The organism is Streptomyces candidus (assembly GCF_014207445.1).
In the GTDB taxonomy this organism is placed as follows: Bacteria; Actinomycetota; Actinomycetes; order Streptomycetales; family Streptomycetaceae; genus Streptomyces; species Streptomyces candidus.
In genome coordinates, this window is record NZ_JACHEM010000008.1 from 288,807 (window position 1) to 308,285 (window position 19,479).

Consider the following 19,479-nt stretch of genomic DNA (forward strand, 5'->3'; position numbering starts at 1 on the left):
GATCGCTTTGCCTGCTCTTTACCGTGTCGGCCGTTGCGCGCGGGGTGGTGCGGACGTGCGCGCGTGCCGGCCGTCGCCGCCCCGGCCGTGCACCCCGCTGCTCTCCACGCCCGCCTTCACGCCCCGCAGGACCGCAGGAACTTCCGGGTCCGTTGGGCGATCGGCAGCGGCTGCTCCGGCGGGCACGGGTACATGTCCTGTTCCACGATCGCGAAGAGGTCCACGCCGAGGGACTGCGCGGCCTGCAGTACGGGCTCCAGCGCCGGCACCCCGCGCGGCGGTTCGCACATCACCCCCATGCCCACGGCGGGCCCGAACGGCAGCCGCCGCTCGTGCACCTCGGCCAGCACCGCCGGGTCGACCTGCTTGAGGTGCAGATAACCGATCCGCTCCCCGTACGTCTCGATGAGCTGCACGCTGTCGCCGCCGCAGTAGGCGTAGTGCCCGGTGTCCAGGCACAGCGACACCAGGTCGGGGTCGGTCGAGTCGAGGAGGCGCACGACGTTCTCCTCGCTGTCGACATGGGTGTCGGCGTGCGGATGCAGGACGACGCGCAGCCCGTACTCCTCGCGGACCCGGCGCGACAGCCGCTCCGTGCGGTCGGCCAGGATGCGCCACTGCGCCGGGGAGAGGGTGCTGTCCTCCAGCACCTCGCCCGTCCGGTCGTCCCGCCAGAACGCCGGGATCATCACCAGGTGCCCGGCCCCGACGGCCTGCGCGTGCCCGGCCACCTCCGCGACGTGCGCCCAGGCGGCCTCCCACGTGCCGGGGTCGTCCCGGTGCAGCGCGGTAAAGACCGTCCCGGCCGACACCCGCAGGCCCCGGCCGGCGAGTTCGGCGCGCAGACGGTGCGGGTCGGAGGGCAGATAGCCGTGCGGTCCCAGCTCGATCCACTCGTATCCGGCGGCGGCGACCTCGTCGAGGAAGACCTGCCAGGGCACCTGCCCGGGATCGTCGGCGAACCACACCCCCCACGAGTCGGGGGCGGAACCGATCCTGATGCGCGTCAGCTGTCCGTCGGCGGCCATGGAAGCAGCCTTTCCGCGGGCGGCGAAGGGTGTCAAGGCAGCCGGAGCGGCAACGAGGCCATATGTCCGGACAAACCATTGACAGTTTTCCGGGTCCGCGGATAGACCTGGGGAACCGCCGCGGTCCGCCGACGAGGGGGCGCCATGCAGGACGTGTACGACACGCACGAGCACGACGCGTACGACCTGATCGTGATGGGGCGCCTCGGCGTGGACCTCTACCCGCTGCGGGCGGGCGTGCCGCTGGACCGAGTGGAGACCTTCGGCAGGTTCCTCGGCGGGTCGGCGGCGAACGTGGCGGTCGCCGCGGCCCGGCTCGGCCGTCGGACCGCACTCGTCTCCCGTACCGGCGCGGACCCCTTCGGAACGTACCTGCGCAGGGAACTGCGGGACTTCGGGGTGGACGCGCGATGGGTGACGCAGGTCGCGGAGTACGCCACTCCGCTCACCTTCTGCGAGATCTTCCCCCCGGACGACTTCCCCCTGCACTTCTACCGGCGGCCGAAGGCGCCCGACCTGGAGATCCGCCCCGGCGAACAGGACCTCGACGCGATCGCCTCCGCCCGGATCTTCTGGGCGACGGGCACCGGCCTGTGCGCCCTGCCCAGCAGGGACGCGACCCTGGAGGCACTGACCGCCCGCGGGGGCGCGCGGCACACGGTCTTCGACCTCGACTGGCGGCCGGCCTTCTGGGAGGGCTCCGGGACGGACCTGCCCCGCCGCCTCTACGCGGAGGCCCTGCGCCGCGCCACGGTTGCCGTCGGAAACGTCGAGGAGTGCGAGATCGCCACGGGTGAACGGGAACCCCACGCGGCGGCACGCACGTTGCTCGGGTACGGAGTCGAGCTCGCGGTGGTCAAGCAGGGGCCGAAGGGAGTGCTGGCCGTCCACCGGGACGGGACCACGGTCGAGGTGCCGCCGCTGCCCGTGGAGGTCCTCAACGGGCTCGGAGCGGGTGACGCGTTCGGCGGTGCGCTCTGCCACGGGCTGCTGGCCGGCTGGGACCTGCCACGGACGGTCCGCTGGGCGAACGCGGCGGGGGCGATCGTGGCGAGCCGGCTGGCGTGCTCGTCGGCGATGCCGTACACGGAGGAGATCGAACGGTTCCTGACGGACGACTCGCGAACGGGCGGCTCGCGGACGGACGGCGGCTCCTGACGGCAGGTTCGGACGGGCGGGTTCGGTCAGGCGGTTGAGACCGGGGCGGCTCCGGGACGGGCGTCACCTGAACGGGCGGTTCCGGAGGCACAGTTTTCCGACGGAAGGGCGGGCCAGACCTCATGACGCAGCTCCACGAGACGGCGGGGAGCACGGCGCACGGGCCGTACGCCGTGGACCTCGGGCCGCAGCGGACCGACCGCCTGCGGCACACGGCACTGCGCGTGCTGGAACTGCCGCCCGGCGGCTCGCACCACCTCTCCACCGGTGAGTACGAGTGGATCGTCGTCCCCCTCACCGGGGGCTGCAGCGTCCTGGTGGACGGCCTGATCCTCGAACTGCGCGGCAGATCCGGCGTGTTCGACGCGGTCACCGACTTCGGTTACGTCCCGCGCGACGCCCACGCACAGATCGCCTCCGCAGCGGGGGGCCGGTTCGCCCTGGCGGGAGCGAAGTGCGAGCGGCGGCTCCCCGCCCGCCACGGCCCCGCTCCGGAGGTGCCCGTCGAGCGGCGGGGGAGCGGGCGGACGGAGCGCGAGGTGCGGAACTTCGCCGCCGCGGACGTCTTCGAGTGCGACCGCCTGATCGCGGTCGAGGTGATCACACCCGGCGGGAACTGGTCCTCGTACCCGCCGCACAAGCACGACCAGTACGTACCGGGCGAGGAGTCGGAACTGGAGGAGATCTACCACTACGAGATCGCCGGGGGACCGGGCGGTGTGGGGTACCAGCGGGTCTCCCCCTCGCGGGAGGGCGGGGCGGACCTGCTCGCCGAGGTCCGTTCGGGCGACACGGTGCTGGTGCCGGACGGGTGGCACGGCCCGTCGATCGCGGCACCGGGACACGCCATGTACTACCTGAACGTCATGGCAGGCCCCGACCCCCACCGCGAATGGAACATCCGCTTCCACCCCCACCACCAACCACCCCCCACCTGACCCCCACCCCTCCCGAGGAGGACCCATGCCCCCCTCACCCCCCACCCGCCACCTCACCACCGCCCAAGCCCTCCTCACCTTCCTCGCCCACCAGCACACCGAGCACCACGGCATCCGCCATCGCCTCATCGCCGCCACCTGGGGCATCTTCGGCCACGGCAACGTGGCGGGCCTCGGCCAGGCCCTCACCGAGTGCCGCACCACTCCCGCCCCCGGCCGCCTCCCCGGCCCCGGCATCCCGGGCCACACGCCCGCCTCCCTCACGAGCACCCCCGCCCCGCCCGGGACCCCCGCCACAGCCACGCCCGCCCCGGCCCCCGCCCCGACCCCCGCCCCCGGCACCATGCCCTTCCTCCAGGGCCGCAACGAGCAGGCCATGGTGCACGCCGCGACCGCCTACGCCCGCCAGTCCCGCCGCCTCTCCGCCCACGCCGTCACCACCTCCATCGGTCCCGGCGCCACCAACCTCGTCACCGGCGCGGCGCTGGCCACCGTCAACCGTCTGCCGGTCCTCCTCCTGCCGGGCGACGGCTTCGCCGCACGTCCCGCCGACCCCGTCCTGCAGCAGCTCGAAGTCCCGTACGCGGGCGACGTCTCCGTCAACGACTGCCTGCGGCCCGTGTCGAAGTACTTCGACCGCATCACCCGCCCCGAGGCCCTCGTCCCGGCGGCGCTCGCCGCGATGCGCGTCCTGGCCGACCCGGCGGAGACCGGTGCCGTGACGCTGGCGCTGCCCCAGGACGTACAGGTGCAGGCGTACGACTGGCCGGAGGAGTTCTTCGTGGACCGGGTGTGGCGGGTGCGCTCCCAGGAGCCGGACCAGCGCGACCTGTTCGACGCGGTGCGGGCGATCGGGAGCGCCCGCCGTCCCCTCCTCGTCGCGGGCGGCGGCGTCCACCACAGCGGCGCCGAGAGCGCCCTCGCGCACTTCGCCGACCGCACCGGCATCCCGGTCGCCTCCACCCAGTCGGGCAAGGGCTCCCTTCCGTACGACCACCCCGCCGACCTCGGCGGCATCGGCCACACCGGCACCGCCGCCGCGAACCGGATCGCCCGTACCGCGGACCTGGTGATCGGCGTCGGCACCCGGTGGACCGACTTCACGACCGCCTCCCGCACCCTCTTCCAGAACCCCGGAGTCCGCTTCCTCAACGTCAACGTCACCGGCTCCGACGCCCACAAGATGGGCGGCCTCGCCCTGGTGGGGGACGCCGGCCGCAGCCTCCTGGCGCTGGCCGCCGCCCTCCGGGACCGTACGGACGACCACGAGGGCGGCGGCCCCGCCGCATACCGCGTCGAGCCCGCCTACGAGGCCGAGTACCGCGCCGCGAAAGAGGGTTGGGAGCGGCGGGTCACCGCCGCGTACGCCGCCCCGGACGAGAAGGCCCGCCCCACCCAGGCCCAGGTCCTCGGCGTACTCGACACCCTGGTCACCGACGAGGACATCCTGATCAACGCCGCCGGGTCCCTCCCCGGCGACCTCCACAAACTGTGGCGCACCCGCGCCGCCGACCAGTACCACGTCGAGTACGGCTACTCCTGCATGGGTTACGAGATCCCGGCCGCCGTCGGCGTCCAGCTCGCCGCGCCGGGACGGCCCGTCTGGGCGCTGGTCGGCGACGGAACGTACCTGATGAACCCGACCGAGATCGTCACCGCCGTGCAGGAGCGGCTGCCCATCAAGGTGGTGATCCTGGACAACCACGGGTATGCCTCCATCGGCGGCCTCTCCGAGGCCGTCGGCGGCGAGCGGTTCGGTACGGACTACCGCTTCCGCGCCCCGGACGGCTCGTACACGGGGGATCCGCTGCCGCTCGACCTGGCAGCCAACGCCGCCTCCCTCGGAATGCGGACCCTGCGCGTCCGTACCGTCGCTGACCTGCGGGAAGCCCTCAAGGAGGCGCGGGAGAGCACCGTGCCCACATGTGTCTACGCCGAGACCGAAACCCCCGACACAGTGTCGGGCCCCCCGGCGGCGGACGCGTGGTGGGATGTTCCCGTGGCCGAGACCGCGACCCGCCCGTCGGCTGCCCGGGCACGCGAAGAGTACGACCGGCACGTCGCAGCCCGGCGCCACCACCTTTGAAGGAGTGCAGTTCATGAAGACCGTCAACCACTGGATCGGTGGCAAGACCGTCGAAGGTGCGTCGGGCAACTGGGGCCCCGTCACCGACCCGGCCACCGGCGCCGCCGAGACCCGTGTCGCCCTCGCCTCCGTGGACGAGGTCGACGCGGCCGTCGCCGCCGCGAAGGACGCCTTCGCGTCGTGGGGCACGTCCTCCCTCTCCACCCGCACCTCGATCCTCTTCCGCTACCGCGCGCTCCTCGACGCGCACCGCGACGAGATCGCCGCCCTGATCACCTCCGAGCACGGCAAGGTGCACTCGGACGCGCTGGGCGAGGTGGCGCGTGGCCTGGAGATCGTCGAGCTGGCGTGCGGCATCACCACGCAGCTCAAGGGCGAGCTGTCCACCCAGGTCTCCCACCGGGTGGACGTCTCCTCGATCCGCCAGGCGCTCGGCGTCGTCGCGGGCATCACGCCGTTCAACTTCCCGGCGATGGTGCCGATGTGGATGTTCCCGATCGCCATCGCGTGCGGCAACACCTTCGTGCTGAAGCCCTCCGAGAAGGACCCCTCCACCTCGCTGCGGCTCGCCGAGCTCGCCACCGAGGCCGGTCTCCCGGACGGCGTGCTGAACGTCGTCAACGGTGACAAGGTCGCCGTCGACCGCCTGCTGGAGCACCCGGACGTCGCCGCCGTCTCCTTCGTCGGCTCCACCCCGATCGCCCGGCACATCTACGTGACCGCCACCGCCAACGGCAAGCGCGTCCAGGCCCTCGGCGGCGCCAAGAACCACATGCTGGTCCTCCCGGACGCCGACCTCGACGCCGCCGCCGACGCCGCCGTTTCCGCCGCGTACGGTTCGGCCGGCGAGCGCTGCATGGCGATCTCGGCGGTCGTGGCCGTCGGGTCCATCGGCGACGAGCTCGTCTCGAAGATCGTCGAGCGCGCACAGAAGATCAAGATCGGTCCGGGCAACGACCCGGCGTCCGAGATGGGCCCGCTGATCACCGCCGCCCACCGCGACAAGGTCGCCTCCTACGTCACCGGCGCCGCCGCACAGGGCTCCAAGGTCGTTCTCGACGGCACCGGTTACACCGTCGAGGGCCACGAGAACGGCCACTGGATCGGCCTGTCCCTCCTGGACCACGTCCCGACGGACTCCGACGCCTACCGCGACGAGATCTTCGGCCCGGTGCTGTGCGTGCTGCGCGTCGACACGTACGAGGAGGGTGTCGCCCTCATGAACGCGTCCCCGTTCGGCAACGGCACCGCGATCTTCACCCGCGACGGCGGCGCCGCCCGCCGCTTCCAGCTGGAGATCGAGGCCGGCATGGTCGGCGTCAACGTGCCGATCCCGGTGCCCGTGGGCTACCACTCGTTCGGCGGGTGGAAGGACAGCCTCTTCGGCGACCACCACATCTACGGCACCGACGGCATCCACTTCTACACCCGCGGCAAGGTCACCACGACCCGCTGGCCGGACCCGGCCGACACCCCCACGGGCGTGGACCTCGGCTTCCCCCGCAACAACTAGCCCGGCTTCCCCCGCGCCGCTCGGCCCCGCCGATCGCGTGACGACCAGCCGCCCGGCCGCCCGGCAGGGTCCTCTGGCGTCCCCCGCGCCGGACCTGCCGCTTCCTGCCGCGGCCCGCCCCGGTGACCTCACCCTCCGGCGCGGGCCGCGGTGCCTCTTTGGAGGCGCGCCGCGTCACGCGTGCCGGTACACGGCCCCCGGCGCCGGCTTCCGCGGTGCGAACAGCCGCTCCAGCGACACCAGGCGGAAGCCCCGCTCCCGTAGGCCGCCCACGATCGCCGGCAGTGCGGCGGCCGTCCCTGCGTGAAGGTCGTTCAGCTGGATGATCCCGCCCGGTTCCGCGGACCTCAGGACGCGTTCCGCGATCACTTGCGGGTCGTGCTCGCGCCGGTCCGCGGTCGCCGAGTTCCACAGGATCTGGGCGAGCCCGAGTTCCCGGCAGAGCGCCGCCACGTTCCTGTCGGTGCGCCCCCGCGGCGGGCGCATCAGGGTCGGCGGGCGGTCCGTCAGCCGGGCGAGGACGTCCTGCGTCTGCGCCAGTTGCCGCCGTGCCTCCCTGGGCGGCACCTCGTTCAGCCGCGGACCGGTCCACGAGTGGTTGCCGACCTCGTGGCCCTCCGCAGCAATCCGCCGCACCAGGTCCGGGTGCTTGTGCACCGGTCCCTTCCCGACCAGGAAGAACGCCGCCGGTACGTGCCTGTCCTCCAGGACGTCCAGCAGAGCGCCGGTGGACGGGCCGGGACCGCCGTCGAAGGTCAGCGCCACGCACCTGGCCGTCCGGCAGTCGACGGGGCCGCCGTCCGGGCCGTTCGCGATGCCGGTCAGCAGGGCGGCGGCGACCAGTGCGCAGACGGCGATCACAGAACGGCGGCGTTTCGTCACCGCACACGGGTTCCAGCGGCGGGCGTCCGCGCAAACGCCACGCCGCCGCAGGTCACCCGGTCAGCCCGTCAACGCGATGCTGACGCCTCGTCAACCTGTGGTGCGGTGCCGCGCGTGCCGATGACGACCGTCGCCCCCAGCTCCTCGTCGGTGGCGACCCGGGCCGCCAGGCCGCCCCGTACCATCGCCGCGGCCGTACGGTCCGCCTGCCGCTCGCTCGTCTCGATCAGCAGGCTCCCCCCGGGCGCCAGCCAGCGCGCGGCCCCCGCCGTCACCCGGCGCTGCACGTCGAGCCCGTCGGCCCCGCCGTCCAGGGCGACCAGCGGCTCGTACTCCCGCGCCTCGGACGGCAGCAGGCCGATGTCGTCCGTCGGTACGTAGGGGGCGTTGGCCACCAGGACGTCGACGCGCCCCCGCAGGCCGGCCGGCAACGGCGCGTACAGGTCCCCCTCGTACACCGAACCGCCCGCCGCCACGTTCCGCCGGGCGCAGCGCACCGCCGCGGGCTCCACGTCGGCGGCGTGCACCTCGGCGTCCGCGACCTCCGCGCCCACCACCACGGCCACCGCACCCGTCCCGCAGCACAGGTCGAGCACCACCGGTGCTTCGAGGGCGGCGGCGAGGGCGACGGCGGTACGGGCGAGGAACGCGGTGCGGGGCCGGGGAACGAACACCCCCGCGTCGACGGCGATCCGTCGCCCGCAGAACTCCGCCCAGCCCAGTACGTGTTCCAGCGGCAGCCCGTCCACGCGGCGCCGCACCATGGCGGCCAGCTCGCGGTCCGTGCGGGCGGTGGCGAACAGCAACCGCGCCTCGTCCTCCGCGAACACACAGCCGGCGCGGCGGAGCCGGCCGACGACGGCGTCGGGGGAGAGGGCGGAGGGGAAAGCGGGGGAAACAGCCAAGGACAGCGACATCAGAGAGCCTTTCGGTACGACCGAGGGCGCTCTCCGGATCCGTGACGACTACGGAAGAGCCGTACGACCGTGAGGCGAGAGCACCCGACCTGCGACAGCGGTAATGGGTCCCACCTCCTTGGTCCGGGCCCGCACGAACCGCGGGCACCTGTCGCCCGCACGAGCGGCGGACGATTCGCGCAAGACCATACCCGAGCAGGTCAGACCCGTACAGGGGCTTCTCCGGTGCGAACAGCGGCGGTGCGAGACCCGCTCGACCGCCACCCGCCGGCGCGGAACGGGCGCCGACCCGCCCGGGACCGCCCGGGACCGTCCGGCACGTCGGCGTACAGCGGCTGCGGTACGCCGGGCGCCGCGCCTACTCCCGTGGGAGGGCACCGGTTCCCCCGGGCGGCAGCCCGGACGTGCCGGCCGCACGCATAGGGTCGGAGCATGGAGAATCCCCTTCGCCGACGGCCGCGCCCGCACCTGCGCGGGCGACGGCTCGCCGCCGTGATCGCGGCGCTCGCCGTGCTGGTGGGCGGGGGTGTCTGGGCCGGTGTCGCCGCCGCCTCGGACGGCCCGGCCCCCGTGCACAGGACCGACCGGATGCTGTCGATGCCCGGTGCGCGCATCGACACCTCGTACTTCGTCGGCGACGACGCCAACGGCGGGAACAGGCGCAGGCCCGCCGTCCTCATCGGGCACGGCTTCGGCGGCAGCAAGAAGGACGTCCAGGGCCAGGCGGAGGAACTGGCCAGGAACGGATACGCCGTCCTGACCTGGTCCGCGCGCGGCTTCGGCAGGTCGGGCGGCCGCATCGGCCTCAACGACCCCGACGGCGAGGTCAAGGACGTCTCCCGGCTCATCGACTGGCTCGCCGCGCGCGACGAGGTGGCACTCGACAAGGACGGCGACCCCAGGGTCGGCGTCACCGGCGTCAGTTACGGCGGTGCGATCTCCCTCCTGGCCGCGGGTCACGACCCGCGCGTGGACGCCATCGCCCCGCAGCTCACGTACTGGAACCTCGCCCAGGCCCTCTTCCCCGACGGGGTGTTCAAGAAGCTCTGGGCGGGGACCTTCGTCACCACCGGCGGTGGCTGCGCCCGCTTCGAGCCGGAGCTGTGCGAGCTGTACGAGCGGGTGGCGGTCTCGGGCAAGCCCGACGACGCCGCCCGCACCACCCTCGAAGAGCGCAGTCCGTCCGCCGTGGCGGACCGGATCAAGGTGCCCGCGCTCATCGTGCAGGGCCAGAGCGACTCCCTCTTCCCGCTCGACCAGGCCGACCGGATGGCGCGCGCGATCAGCGGCAACGGCGCCCCCGTGGCCGTCGACTGGGTGAGCGGCGGCCACGACGGCGGCGACCAGGAGGCCGGCCGCGTCCACACCCGCATCACCTCCTGGTTCGACCGCCACCTCAAGGAGGACGAGGCGGCCGGCACCGGCCCCGGCTTCCGGGTCACCCGGACCGGTGGAGTCGACTCCACCAACGGCGCCGCCAGCCTGCGCGGCGCCGACGCCGACCGCTACCCGGGCCTGCGCGGCGACGTGCGCGCCATCCCCCTCACCGGCCGCCGAGGACCCACGCAGGCCTTCGCCAACCCGGCCGGCGCCAACCCGCCCGCCATCTCCTCCGTGCCCGGCGTGGGAGCCCTCTCGCAGTTCTCCGGGCTCGGCGTGGGCGTCTCGCTCGACTTCCCCGGCCAGTACGCGCAGTACGACTCCGCACCCCTCGACACCGGAGTGCAGGTCACCGGATCCCCGACCGTCAAGGTGACGGTGAAGTCCGACCGCGACGACATGGTGCTCTTCGTGAAGGTCTACGACGCGAGCGCCAACGGCCGCCAGACCCTGCCGCACCAGCTCGTCACCCCCGTACGGATCACCGGCGCCAAAGCGGGCCGCACCGTCGAGCTGACGCTGCCCGCGATCGACCACAAGTTCCAGGCCGGGCACCGGATGCGGCTGCTGCTCACCGCCACCGACCTCGGCTACGCCTCCCCGGCCGAACCCGCGAAGTACTCCGTGACCCTGAACGGCGGCGCCCTCAGCGTGCCCACCGCCCCGCAGCTGACCACCGCCTCCGCGGGGCTCGCCTGGTGGGTGTGGGGACTGCCCCTGGCCTCCGCCGTGATCGCCGTGGGACTGCTCCTCAGCGCCCGCCGCCGCACCTCCGCACCCGCGCCCGACCCCGCCCTGGCCGAAGTCCCCCTCCAGATCACCTCACTGAGCAAGCGGTACGGAAAGTCCGGCGACCGGTTCGCCGTCCGCGACCTGTCCTTCCGCGTCGAGAGGGGCCAGGTGCTCGGACTGCTCGGCCCCAACGGCGCGGGCAAGACCACCACCCTCCGCATGCTGATGGGGCTCATCTCGCCCGACGGCGGCGAGATCCGCGTGTTCGGGCACGCCATCCGCCCCGGCGCACCCGTCCTCTCCCGGGTCGGCGCCTTCGTCGAGGGCGCGGGTTTCCTACCGCACCTCTCCGGCCGCGCCAACCTCGACCTGTACTGGCAGGCCACCGGGCGCCCCGTGGCGGACGCGCACATCGACGAGGCCCTGGAGATCGCCGGACTCGGCGACGCCCTCCAGCGCGCCGTACGGACGTACTCCCAGGGCATGCGCCAGCGCCTGGCCATCGCGCAGGCCATGCTCGGCATGCCGGACCTGCTGATCCTCGACGAGCCGACCAACGGCCTCGACCCGCCGCAGATCCGTGAGATGCGCGACGTGATGATCCGGTACGCGGCCGGCGGGCGCACCGTCATCGTCTCCAGCCACCTCCTGTCCGAGGTCGAGCAGTCCTGCACCGACCTGGTCGTCATGGACCGCGGCAAGCTCGTCCAGGCGGGGCCCGTCGCCGAGATCATCGGCTCCGGCGACACCCTGCTGGTCACCGTCGAGGGCGAGGTCTCCGAAGCCCTCGTCGACAAGGTGGCCGCACTGCCCGGCGTCGGGACGGCGGTACGCGCCGAAGGCGGCCTCCTGGTGCGACTCGACGGCGCGCGCCCGGCCGCGCTCGTCGCCGAACTGGTGCGCCTGGACGTGCCGTTGACCGGTGTGGGACCGCACCGACGCCTGGAGGACGCGTTCCTCACCCTGATCGGAGGCCCGGCATGAGCAGCACCGTCGACACGGAAGCGGACCGCGTGCGTCCCGCGGGCGCGGACACCGCGCCGGGCTACCGCCCCGGCCGGACCCTGCCACTGCTCGTCGAGGCCAGGCGGCAGTGGAAGCGCCGCCGCACCATGGTCATGGCGATCATCCTGGGCGCACTGCCCTTCGTGCTGATCGCCGCCTTCGCCATCGGCGGCACCCCCTCCGAACGCGGCAGTGGCAGCAACAACCGCATCAACCTGATGGACACGGCCACCGCCTCCGGCGCGAACTTCGCCGCGACCTGTCTCTTCGTCTCGGCCGGGTTCCTGCTGATCATCCCGGTGGCCCTGTTCTGCGGCGACACCGTCGCCTCCGAAGCCAACTGGGCCTCGCTGCGCTACCTCCTCGCCGCCCCCGTGCCCCGCGCACGGCTGCTGTGGAGCAAGCTGGCGGTTGCCCTCGCCTTCAGCCTGGCGGCGATGGTGCTGCTGCCGCTCGTGGCGTTGGCGGCGGGTACGGCGGCGTACGGCTGGGGGCCGCTGGAACTCCCGACCGGCGGCGCGCTCGCGGCCTCGGCGGCCGTCCCGCGCATCGCGCTCGTCGTCGCGTACCTCTTCGTCTCCCAACTGGTCACCGCTGCCCTCGCGTTCTGGCTCTCCACGAAGACGGACGCGCCGCTGGGAGCGGTCGGCGGAGCGGTCGGCCTGACCATTGTCGGGAACGTGCTGGACGCCGTCACGGCTCTCGGCTCGTGGCGGGAGTTCCTGCCCGCGCACTGGCAGTTCGCCTGGGTCGACGCCCTCCAGCCGCAACTGGAATGGGGCGGGATGGTCAAGGGCGCGGCGATCTCGGTGACCTACGCACTGATCCTCTTCGCGCTCGCCTTCCGGGGGTTCTCCCGCAAGGACATCGTCTCCTGACACAAACAGCGGTGCGGCCGGGACCGACTCCGTACATCATGAGCGCCATGTCAACTCTTCTGCTCGCGCTCGCAGTTGTGTCCACAGGTCTCTATGCGGGCATGATGCTGATCTTCCGGACCGGCATCATGCCCGCACTCGCGAGAGTGCCCGACGCACAGTTCGTGAACGTGATGAGACGCATCAACGAGGACGTTCCGCGCGGTCTCTTCGTCCTGACGATGTTCGCGTCGGTCGGCTTCCCGCTGGCCGTCCTCTTCGTGGCGCCCGACGGGGGCCGGACCGGCGTCCAGCTGTGGCTGCTGGCGGGCGGCCTCGCCCTCTCCGTCGTCAACCACGGCATCACGGCGGGCGGCAACGTCCCGCTCAACAACGCGCTCGCCTCCTCCGAATCCGCCGGCACCCCGGACGGCGAGGTCCGCGCCGCCTTCGAAACCCGCTGGAACCGGCTGCACACGATCCGCACCCTGTGCGCGGTCGTGGCCTTCGCGCTGGTCACGGCGAGCGCGGCGGGGTGGTCGTAGCCGTTCGCCGGGACGGGTGCGGCGGGGCGGTGGGAGGCGTTCGCCGAAGCGGGTGCGGCGGGCCGGTCCCACCCGTTCGCCGAAGTGGGGGGCGGCGGGCCGGTCCCATCCGTGCGCCGACACGAGTGCGCTGGGGGCGCAACCCGCCGACCGAGGAGCCCCGCATCCTTCACGTGCTCGCGCCGCCCCCGTCGGGCCCCTCCGGCGTCACCGCCCGGTGCGCCCCTACCGCCGCAACAGTGCGAACAGCTCCTCCCAGCGCCGCGCCACCACCTCCGGCGCGTACCGCCGTACGCTCCGGCGGGCGGCGTCGCCCAGCCACTCCCGCGCCTCCCGGTCCTCCATCAGCAGCTCCAGCCGGTCGGCGAACTCGTCCAGGTGGCCCGGCCGGGCGAGCAGCCCGTCGACCTCGTCCGTGACGATCTCCCGTACCCCCGGCGACACGTCGAAGGCGACGCACGGCAGCCCCGCCGCCATCGCTTCGAGTGGCGCGAGCGGAAACCCCTCCTGCCGCGAGGGCAGCACGAACACCGACCCCCCGCGCAGTGCCCCCGGCACGTCCGCGGTGTACCCCATCCACCGCACGGACGCCGCGATGCCCAGCTCCGCGCACCGCTTCTGGAGTGCCTCCACATGGGTGGCGTCCCCGTCCCCGTACAGCCGCAGCACCCAGCCCGGATGGGACGGGGCTATTCGCGCCCACGCGTCGAGGAGGATGTCCGTGCCCTTGTCGTGCGTGAAACGCCCGATGCTGAGGACGCACGGGGAGTCCCGAGGCGAGGGCTCCGGCACCGGGCCGGGCAGGGGGGCGGGCATCACGCCCACGTTGTTCAGCCAGCTGCGGATCCACCAGTCGGCGTCCTGCCGGGTGGGCGCGAGGACCCGGTCCGCGTGCCGACGGCAGAGCCAGCGCAGCCGCGCGTACCGCGCGGACCGCTTTGTCACCGCATACGGCTCATGGCTGAGGACCACCACCTTGAACCCGGTGGTGTCCGCGAGCGCCACCCACTCCAGCGCCCACGCCCCCATCACCACGATCACGCCCTCGCACCCCCGCAGAAGTGCCGACAGGCCGGCTGCGCCCGCCCGCATCCGCCGCTCGTGCGCCCGCCGCCGCCGACGCGCGGCGAGGTCCAGGCACCCCCGGGGCCTCCTCGGCGCACAGGGCGGCGGCCCGACGTCGTACAGGGTGCTGCGCCGGTACGGACCGCCCTCGGCGCCCGGTTCTCCCGGTCGGCGCTCGCCTGGCGGCGCGGGGGCGATGCCCACGAGGTGCACCCGGTGCCCCATCCGGCCGAAGAGACCGGCCAGCTGACGCGCACGCGCGGCCTCACCGCCCCGTGCGTCGACGCTGCCGGAGACAAGGAAGACGTCCATGGGCATTCCCGGGGTGGAGAAGGGTCGGGGTATTTGTGCTGAATTTACCCATATAAGTACTTGTCGGGCCCGGGGAGGAGGTGAGGGCGAAGCGGCGCACATCACGCTTCGTGCAGCGCGGAAAGCCCGCCGCAAGTGACCTTGCGACGGGCTGGATGTAGCGCCTGACATGCGGAAACGCTGCGCCCCCGGCAGGACTCGAACCTGCGGCCAAGCGCTTAGAAGGCGCCTGCTCTATCCACTGAGCTACGGGGGCCGGATGGTGGGCCTGGGGCCCGGGTCGGCCGGTGGGGCTGTTTGTGGCCGTTGCCGGGGACAAGGATAGGGGTCCCGTCCCCCTGGCCCTGCTGCTTCACCTGCGTGGCTCGGTGTGGAGGTTCGGTGAAACGCCACCGATAATCGCAGGCAAGTGCGAATCCCGCATCGCTTTTGGCGCCTCGCGCCCCGGGTGTTGTGCACTCGTTATGCCTGCGCCCCCCTCGCCCCCAGCGCCCCAGGGTGCGCATTGTCACCGATTGGGGGTATATCGGCGCGCAGAGACGGTCTATACGCTTCAAAAAAGGGTCATAGTTGGGCATTCTTCGTATGTGGTGACCTTGGACGTACGGCCTCAGCTGCTTGACGCACTTTCCGCCCTGCGCGACCGTGTCGCCGCCGTGCGCCTTCCCTTTCCGCTGCCGGGGGCGCCCCGGGCCCGGCAGACACGGGAGGAACTCCTCGCACAGCTCGACGACTACCTGGTGCCCCGGCTGCGCGATCCGGAGGCGCCCCTGCTCGCCGTCATCGGCGGCTCGACCGGGGCGGGCAAGTCGACCCTGGTCAACTCGCTCGTCGGGCGCAGGGTCAGCGAGGCGGGCGTACTGCGGCCGACGACACGCACGCCGGTGCTCGTGTGCCACCCGGACGACCACCACTGGTTCGCCGGGCAGCGCGTGCTGCCGCAGCTCACCCGGGTGTGGGTGCCGGAGAAACGCGGCGACGAGGGCGGCGAGGACGAGGAGAGCGGGGTGCTCCGGGTGGAGACCAGCGAGTCGCTGCCCCTGGGGCTCGCCCTGCTCGACGCGCCCGACGTCGACTCGCTCGTGGCCTCCAACCGGGTACTGGCCGCCGAACTGATCTGCGCCGCGGACGTGTGGGTGATGGTGACGACGGCCTCGCGGTACGCGGACGCCGTGCCGTGGCACCTGCTGCGCACCGCGAAGGAGTACGACGCGATGCTCGTCACCGTCCTGGACCGGGTGCCGCACCAGGTCATCGGCGAGGTGTCGCGGCAGTACGCCGCGCTGCTCACCCGCGCGGGCCTGGGCGAGGTGCCCCGCTTCACCATCCCGGAACTGCCCGAATCGGCGGGCGGCGGCAGCGGACTGCTGCCCTCGACGGCCGTGGCGCCGCTGCTGGAGTGGCTGACCCACCGGGTACGCGACCCCGCCGCGCGCCAGCAGGCCGTCGCCCGAACCGCGCGCGGCGCCATGGACTCGCTGAACGCCCGGCTGCCGGAACTCGCCGGCGCCGTGTCCGCGCAGTACGCCGCCGCGGTCCGGCTCTCGACGGCGGTCGAGGACGCGTACGAGAAGGAGGCCGAACGGGTGCGGCAGCGGCTCCAGCGCGGGGCCGTGCTCTCCGGGGACGCGCTCACCCGGTGGCGCGCGTACCCGGCGGACGCCACCGACGGGGAGCTTGTGGACTCCCTTGTGGACAGCCTGACGGCACTGCTGCAGTGCGCGGTGGCCGCGGCCGACGAGCGGGTACGGGCCGCCTGGGGCGACGAGCCGGCCGCGCGGGCCGTCGTGATCGGCGGCACGGACCCGGAGTCCGGGGAACGCATTGGGCTCGCCGTACGGCGCTGGCGGCGCGTCCTGGAGGAACTCGCGGAGGAGGAGGTACGGGAGACGGAGCGGCCCGCCGCACCGAACCCCGAAACCGTCGCCGCCCTCCTCGCGGCGGCGCTGCTGGGCGGCCGCAGGGCGCGCTCGGCGGGCGAACGGCTGGCCGAACGTACCGGCGCGCAGAGCGCGCTGCGGCTGCGCGACCGGGGCGGCGAACTCCTGACGACGTACCTCGAAAGAGTGCTGCACGCCGAGCGGGACCGGCGCCTGGCACCCCTGGACGCGCTCGACGTGGCGCCCGACCCCCAGGCCGCGCTGATCGCCGCGCTGTCCGTGACCAAGAAGGAGAGGTGAAGGCGGTGACGGTGCAGGCCGACGCGACCGAAGAGGGCGCGGTGAACAATGTGGCTGCTGCGGGCGAACAGCCCGCTACGGAGTCGCGCGGGGAGTACGGACCGCCCGCCGCGCCCGGGGCGACGTCCGGGTCACCGCCCGCTGCCGGGACCGGCGGGTGGGACGACGGGCTGATCGCACGGCGGGCCGGGCGCCGGCCGGGGCCTTCGGGGACGGCCGGGGCGGGGCCCGGCGCGTTGGCCGGGGAGCCGACCGAGGACTTCGGGGACGTGCCGCCCGGCGGCGGGGAGTACGGGGACGAACTGCGCGTACGCCTGGACGCCCTGCGGGAGCTGCTGGGGCTCTCGCGCGCCAGGCTCGGCGCGGACGCGCTGCACGAAGCGGGACGGGTCCTCGACGAGGCGGTGGCCCGACGGCGGCTGTCCGCGCAGCACACCGTCGTGGCGATCGCCGGAGCGACCGGAAGCGGCAAGTCCACACTCTTCAACTCCCTCGCCGGAGTGAGGATCTCGGAGACCGGACTGAAACGCCCCACCACCTCCGCGCCGATCGCGTGCAGCTGGACGGACGGAGCGGCGGGGCTGTTGGACCGGCTCGGCGTCCCCGGACGGCTGCGCAGGCGACCCTTCCAGGCGGGCACCGGCGCGGGCACCGGAGGCGACGAGGGGCTGCGCGGGCTGGTCCTCGTCGACCTCCCCGACCACGACTCGGCGGTCACCGCGCACCGGGACCAGGTCGACCGGGTACTGGCTCTGGTGGACGCGGTGATCTGGGTCGTCGACCCGGAGAAGTACGCCGACGCCGCCCTCCACGAGCGCTACCTGCGACCGCTGGCCGGGCACGCCGAGGTCACCTTCGTGGTGCTCAACCAGATCGACCGGCTGCCGGGCGAGGCCGCCGATCTCGTCCTGGACGACCTGCGCCGGCTCCTGGACGAGGACGGCATGGCGCTCGGCGAGCACGGCGAACCCGGGGCGACCGTGCTCTCCCTGTCCGCCCTCACGGGTGACGGCGTGCAGGAACTCCGGGAGCTGCTGCGGACGTTCGTGCAGGAGAGGGGCGCCGCCGGGCGGCGGCTGGCCGCCGACGTGGACGCGGCGGCCGCCGGACTGCGCCCGGTGTACGTGGCGGAGGGGAGGGCGGGGCTGGGCGAACGGGCGCGGGAGGAGTTCACCGACCGGCTGGCGGAGGCGGTCGGGGCCGCCGCGGCCGGGGAGGCCGCCGAGCGCGAATGGCGGCGCAACGCCGGCACCGCGTGCGGGACGCCCTGGCTGCGGCTGTGGCGCTGGTACGACGCGAAGCGCACCCTCGGTGGCGCCGGCACGGGCCTCTCCGAGCCCGCGTACGAACCGTCCGCGGACGGGGAGGTCACCGCGCGGCAGCGGGTGGAGCAGGCGGTGCGCACCGTCGCCGACGCGGCGACCACCGGCCTGCCCGCCCCCTGGGCGCAGGCGGTGCGGGAGTCGGCGGCGCGCGGCGCGCAGGGGCTGCCGGAGGAGCTGGACGCCCTGGCGGCGACCGTCGCCGTGCCCCGCGGGAAGCCGCCGCGGCCCGCGTGGTGGCCGGTCGCGGTACTGGCGCAGGCCGCGATGACGCTGGTTCAGGTACTGGGCGGGCTGTGGCTGCTGGGGCAGGTGCTGGGGGTTCAGGAACCGGCCCTTCTTCCGGCGTTCCTGCTGATGCTGGCGGGGGTCGTCGGCGGCCCGGTGGTCGAGTGGGGCTGCTGGGCGGCCGCGCGCGGTCCGGCCAGGCGGTACGGCCAGGACGCCGAGCGGCGGCTCCGGCAGGCGGCGGCCGGCTGCGGACGGGCCAAGGTCCTCGACCCGGTGGCGGCGGAGCTGCTGCGCTACCGGGAGGTGCGGGAGCGGTACGCGACGGTGACGGGGACGCACCCGGGCTGAGGCGCGGGGCGTCCCCGGCCCCGGACAGGACCGGGGGCCCGCGTGATCGGGGACTCCGCGTGATCGGAGAGTGCGCGGCACTGGGTCACGGCGGCGGGGCATGAGTGGCGCGGGCACCGGTGATGGGCCCACGGGTGGGGCCCGGGAGGGTGACGCGGTTTTCCACAGCGGGCCGTCCGTCCACGGGTGGGGCCTGGGAGGGTGACGCGGTTTTCCACAGCCGGCCGTCCGTCCACAGGCCCCGGCAGGGGAGCCGGGAACCCGCCAGCATGGGAGGCACCAGCCGAAAAGGCGGCGGGTGCGGTGCAAGGGACGCATCGCGCGGACGGACACGGACGGGGACCGCGATGAACGAGACGATGGTGACCCTGGTGGGCAACGCCGCCAGCGGGCCGGTCGAGGTGGAGACGCCGAGGGGCGGGTCGGTCAAGTTCCGGCTGGCGGTGCAGCCCCGGTACTTCCACCGCGAGAAGGAGACCTGGGCGGACGGCCCGACCAGCTTCTACACGGTGTGGACCCGGCGGACGCTGGCCGCCAACCTCACCTCCTCGCTGAGCATCGGCGAACCGGTGATCGTGCACGGCAGGCTGCGCATCAAGGAGGAGACCAAGGACGACCGGCGCCGGCTCTCCGCGGAGGTCGAGGCCGTGGCGGTCGGCCACGACCTGAACCGTGGCACCGCCGCGTTCCGCAAGGTCACCAAGGCGGACCCCCGGCTGGTGGAACCAGCGGCGGTCCGCGCCGCGGAGGCGGCGCTGTGGGCGGTGGAATCGCCGGTGAACCGGGCGGCCCGCGGCGCGCCGACCGGAGCTCCGGGCGACCCGTCAGAAGAGCCTTTCACCGGTCCTTCGGGCGGTGCGACGGACGACGGGGTGAACCAGAAGAAGAAGGCGGTGAGCGCCGTGTCCTGAACATCCCTTATGGGGTGCTGACTTGTCGACAAAGCCGAGACGGTTGGCTCTTCGCGATAACGATTCCGA

Annotated in this window: 14 protein-coding genes and 1 tRNA gene; 10 read left to right on the forward strand and 5 right to left on the reverse strand. The window is 73.5% G+C overall.

The genetic code is table 11. The annotated features are described in order from the left end of the window. Positions 1–116: 116 nt before the first annotated feature. Positions 117–1,028 carry a sugar phosphate isomerase/epimerase family protein gene (locus tag HNQ79_RS17545; RefSeq protein WP_185032044.1) on the reverse strand — a complete coding sequence of 304 codons (912 nt, stop codon included), beginning with the start codon at positions 1,026–1,028 and terminating at the stop codon, positions 117–119. A 144-nt stretch (positions 1,029–1,172) separates the two neighbouring features. Here HNQ79_RS17545 and iolC point away from each other — a divergent pair, with 144 nt between their 5' ends. From iolC to HNQ79_RS17565, 4 genes are all read left to right on the forward strand, one after another. Next, complete coding sequence (gene iolC, locus HNQ79_RS17550) at positions 1,173–2,186, forward strand: 5-dehydro-2-deoxygluconokinase (protein WP_185032046.1); 1,014 nt, start codon at positions 1,173–1,175, stop codon at positions 2,184–2,186. 122 nt (positions 2,187–2,308) lie between these two features. Further along, on the forward strand, positions 2,309–3,124 hold the full coding sequence (gene iolB, locus HNQ79_RS17555; RefSeq protein ID WP_185032048.1) for a 5-deoxy-glucuronate isomerase: 816 nt from the start codon (positions 2,309–2,311) through the stop codon (positions 3,122–3,124). A gap of 25 nt (positions 3,125–3,149) precedes the next feature. Continuing rightward, the gene (gene iolD, locus HNQ79_RS17560; protein WP_185032050.1) at positions 3,150–5,210 is read left to right on the forward strand and encodes a 3D-(3,5/4)-trihydroxycyclohexane-1,2-dione acylhydrolase (decyclizing); all 2,061 of its coding nucleotides are present in this window, start codon (positions 3,150–3,152) and stop codon (positions 5,208–5,210) included. A 13-nt stretch (positions 5,211–5,223) separates the two neighbouring features. Next, the gene (locus HNQ79_RS17565; protein WP_185032052.1) at positions 5,224–6,723 is read left to right on the forward strand and encodes a CoA-acylating methylmalonate-semialdehyde dehydrogenase; all 1,500 of its coding nucleotides are present in this window, start codon (positions 5,224–5,226) and stop codon (positions 6,721–6,723) included. 174 nt (positions 6,724–6,897) lie between these two features. Here HNQ79_RS17565 and HNQ79_RS17570 read toward each other — a convergent pair whose 3' ends face one another. Together HNQ79_RS17570 and HNQ79_RS17575 are read right to left on the reverse strand one after the other, a co-directional pair. Then, a complete protein-coding gene (locus HNQ79_RS17570; protein WP_185032054.1) occupies positions 6,898–7,605 on the reverse strand; it encodes a polysaccharide deacetylase family protein in 708 nt (235 codons plus the stop codon). A gap of 68 nt (positions 7,606–7,673) precedes the next feature. Further along, on the reverse strand, positions 7,674–8,522 hold the full coding sequence (locus tag HNQ79_RS17575) for a putative protein N(5)-glutamine methyltransferase (protein WP_185032056.1): 849 nt from the start codon (positions 8,520–8,522) through the stop codon (positions 7,674–7,676). Between the two features lie 432 nt (positions 8,523–8,954). Between HNQ79_RS17575 and HNQ79_RS17580 the strand changes: the two genes are divergently transcribed. The 3 genes from HNQ79_RS17580 to HNQ79_RS17590 are packed head-to-tail and all read left to right on the forward strand — an operon-like array spanning position 8,955 to position 13,041. Beyond that, positions 8,955–11,618, forward strand: coding sequence for an alpha/beta fold hydrolase (locus HNQ79_RS17580; RefSeq protein WP_185032058.1), 2,664 nt, complete (start codon positions 8,955–8,957; stop codon positions 11,616–11,618). Then, positions 11,615–12,517 carry an ABC transporter permease gene (locus tag HNQ79_RS17585; RefSeq protein ID WP_185032060.1) on the forward strand — a complete coding sequence of 301 codons (903 nt, stop codon included), beginning with the start codon at positions 11,615–11,617 and terminating at the stop codon, positions 12,515–12,517. Before HNQ79_RS17580 ends, HNQ79_RS17585 begins: the two co-directional genes overlap by 4 nt. 47 nt (positions 12,518–12,564) lie before the next feature. Then, a complete protein-coding gene (locus tag HNQ79_RS17590; protein ID WP_185032062.1) occupies positions 12,565–13,041 on the forward strand; it encodes an anthrone oxygenase family protein in 477 nt (158 codons plus the stop codon). A gap of 225 nt (positions 13,042–13,266) precedes the next feature. On the opposite strand, the gene HNQ79_RS17595 is transcribed toward HNQ79_RS17590, so the two are convergent. Then, positions 13,267–14,418 (reverse strand): glycosyltransferase, encoded by a 1,152-nt coding sequence (locus HNQ79_RS17595; RefSeq protein ID WP_229923132.1) that lies wholly within the window; start codon positions 14,416–14,418, stop codon positions 13,267–13,269. Between the two features lie 183 nt (positions 14,419–14,601). Next, positions 14,602–14,674 (reverse strand) — tRNA-Arg (locus tag HNQ79_RS17600). Positions 14,675–15,014: 340 nt separating this feature from the next. Between HNQ79_RS17600 and HNQ79_RS17605 the strand changes: the two genes are divergently transcribed. The 3 genes from HNQ79_RS17605 (at position 15,015) to HNQ79_RS17615 (ending at position 19,410) form a co-directional block, all read left to right on the forward strand. Next, a complete protein-coding gene (locus HNQ79_RS17605) occupies positions 15,015–16,598 on the forward strand; it encodes a dynamin family protein (RefSeq protein ID WP_185032166.1) in 1,584 nt (527 codons plus the stop codon). 5 nt (positions 16,599–16,603) lie between these two features. Further along, entirely contained in the window at positions 16,604–18,499 is a 1,896-nt protein-coding gene (locus HNQ79_RS17610; RefSeq protein ID WP_373312405.1) for a GTPase, read from the forward strand. Positions 18,500–18,846: 347 nt separating this feature from the next. After that, a complete protein-coding gene (locus tag HNQ79_RS17615; protein ID WP_185032066.1) occupies positions 18,847–19,410 on the forward strand; it encodes a single-stranded DNA-binding protein in 564 nt (187 codons plus the stop codon). Positions 19,411–19,479: the final 69 nt, after the last annotated feature.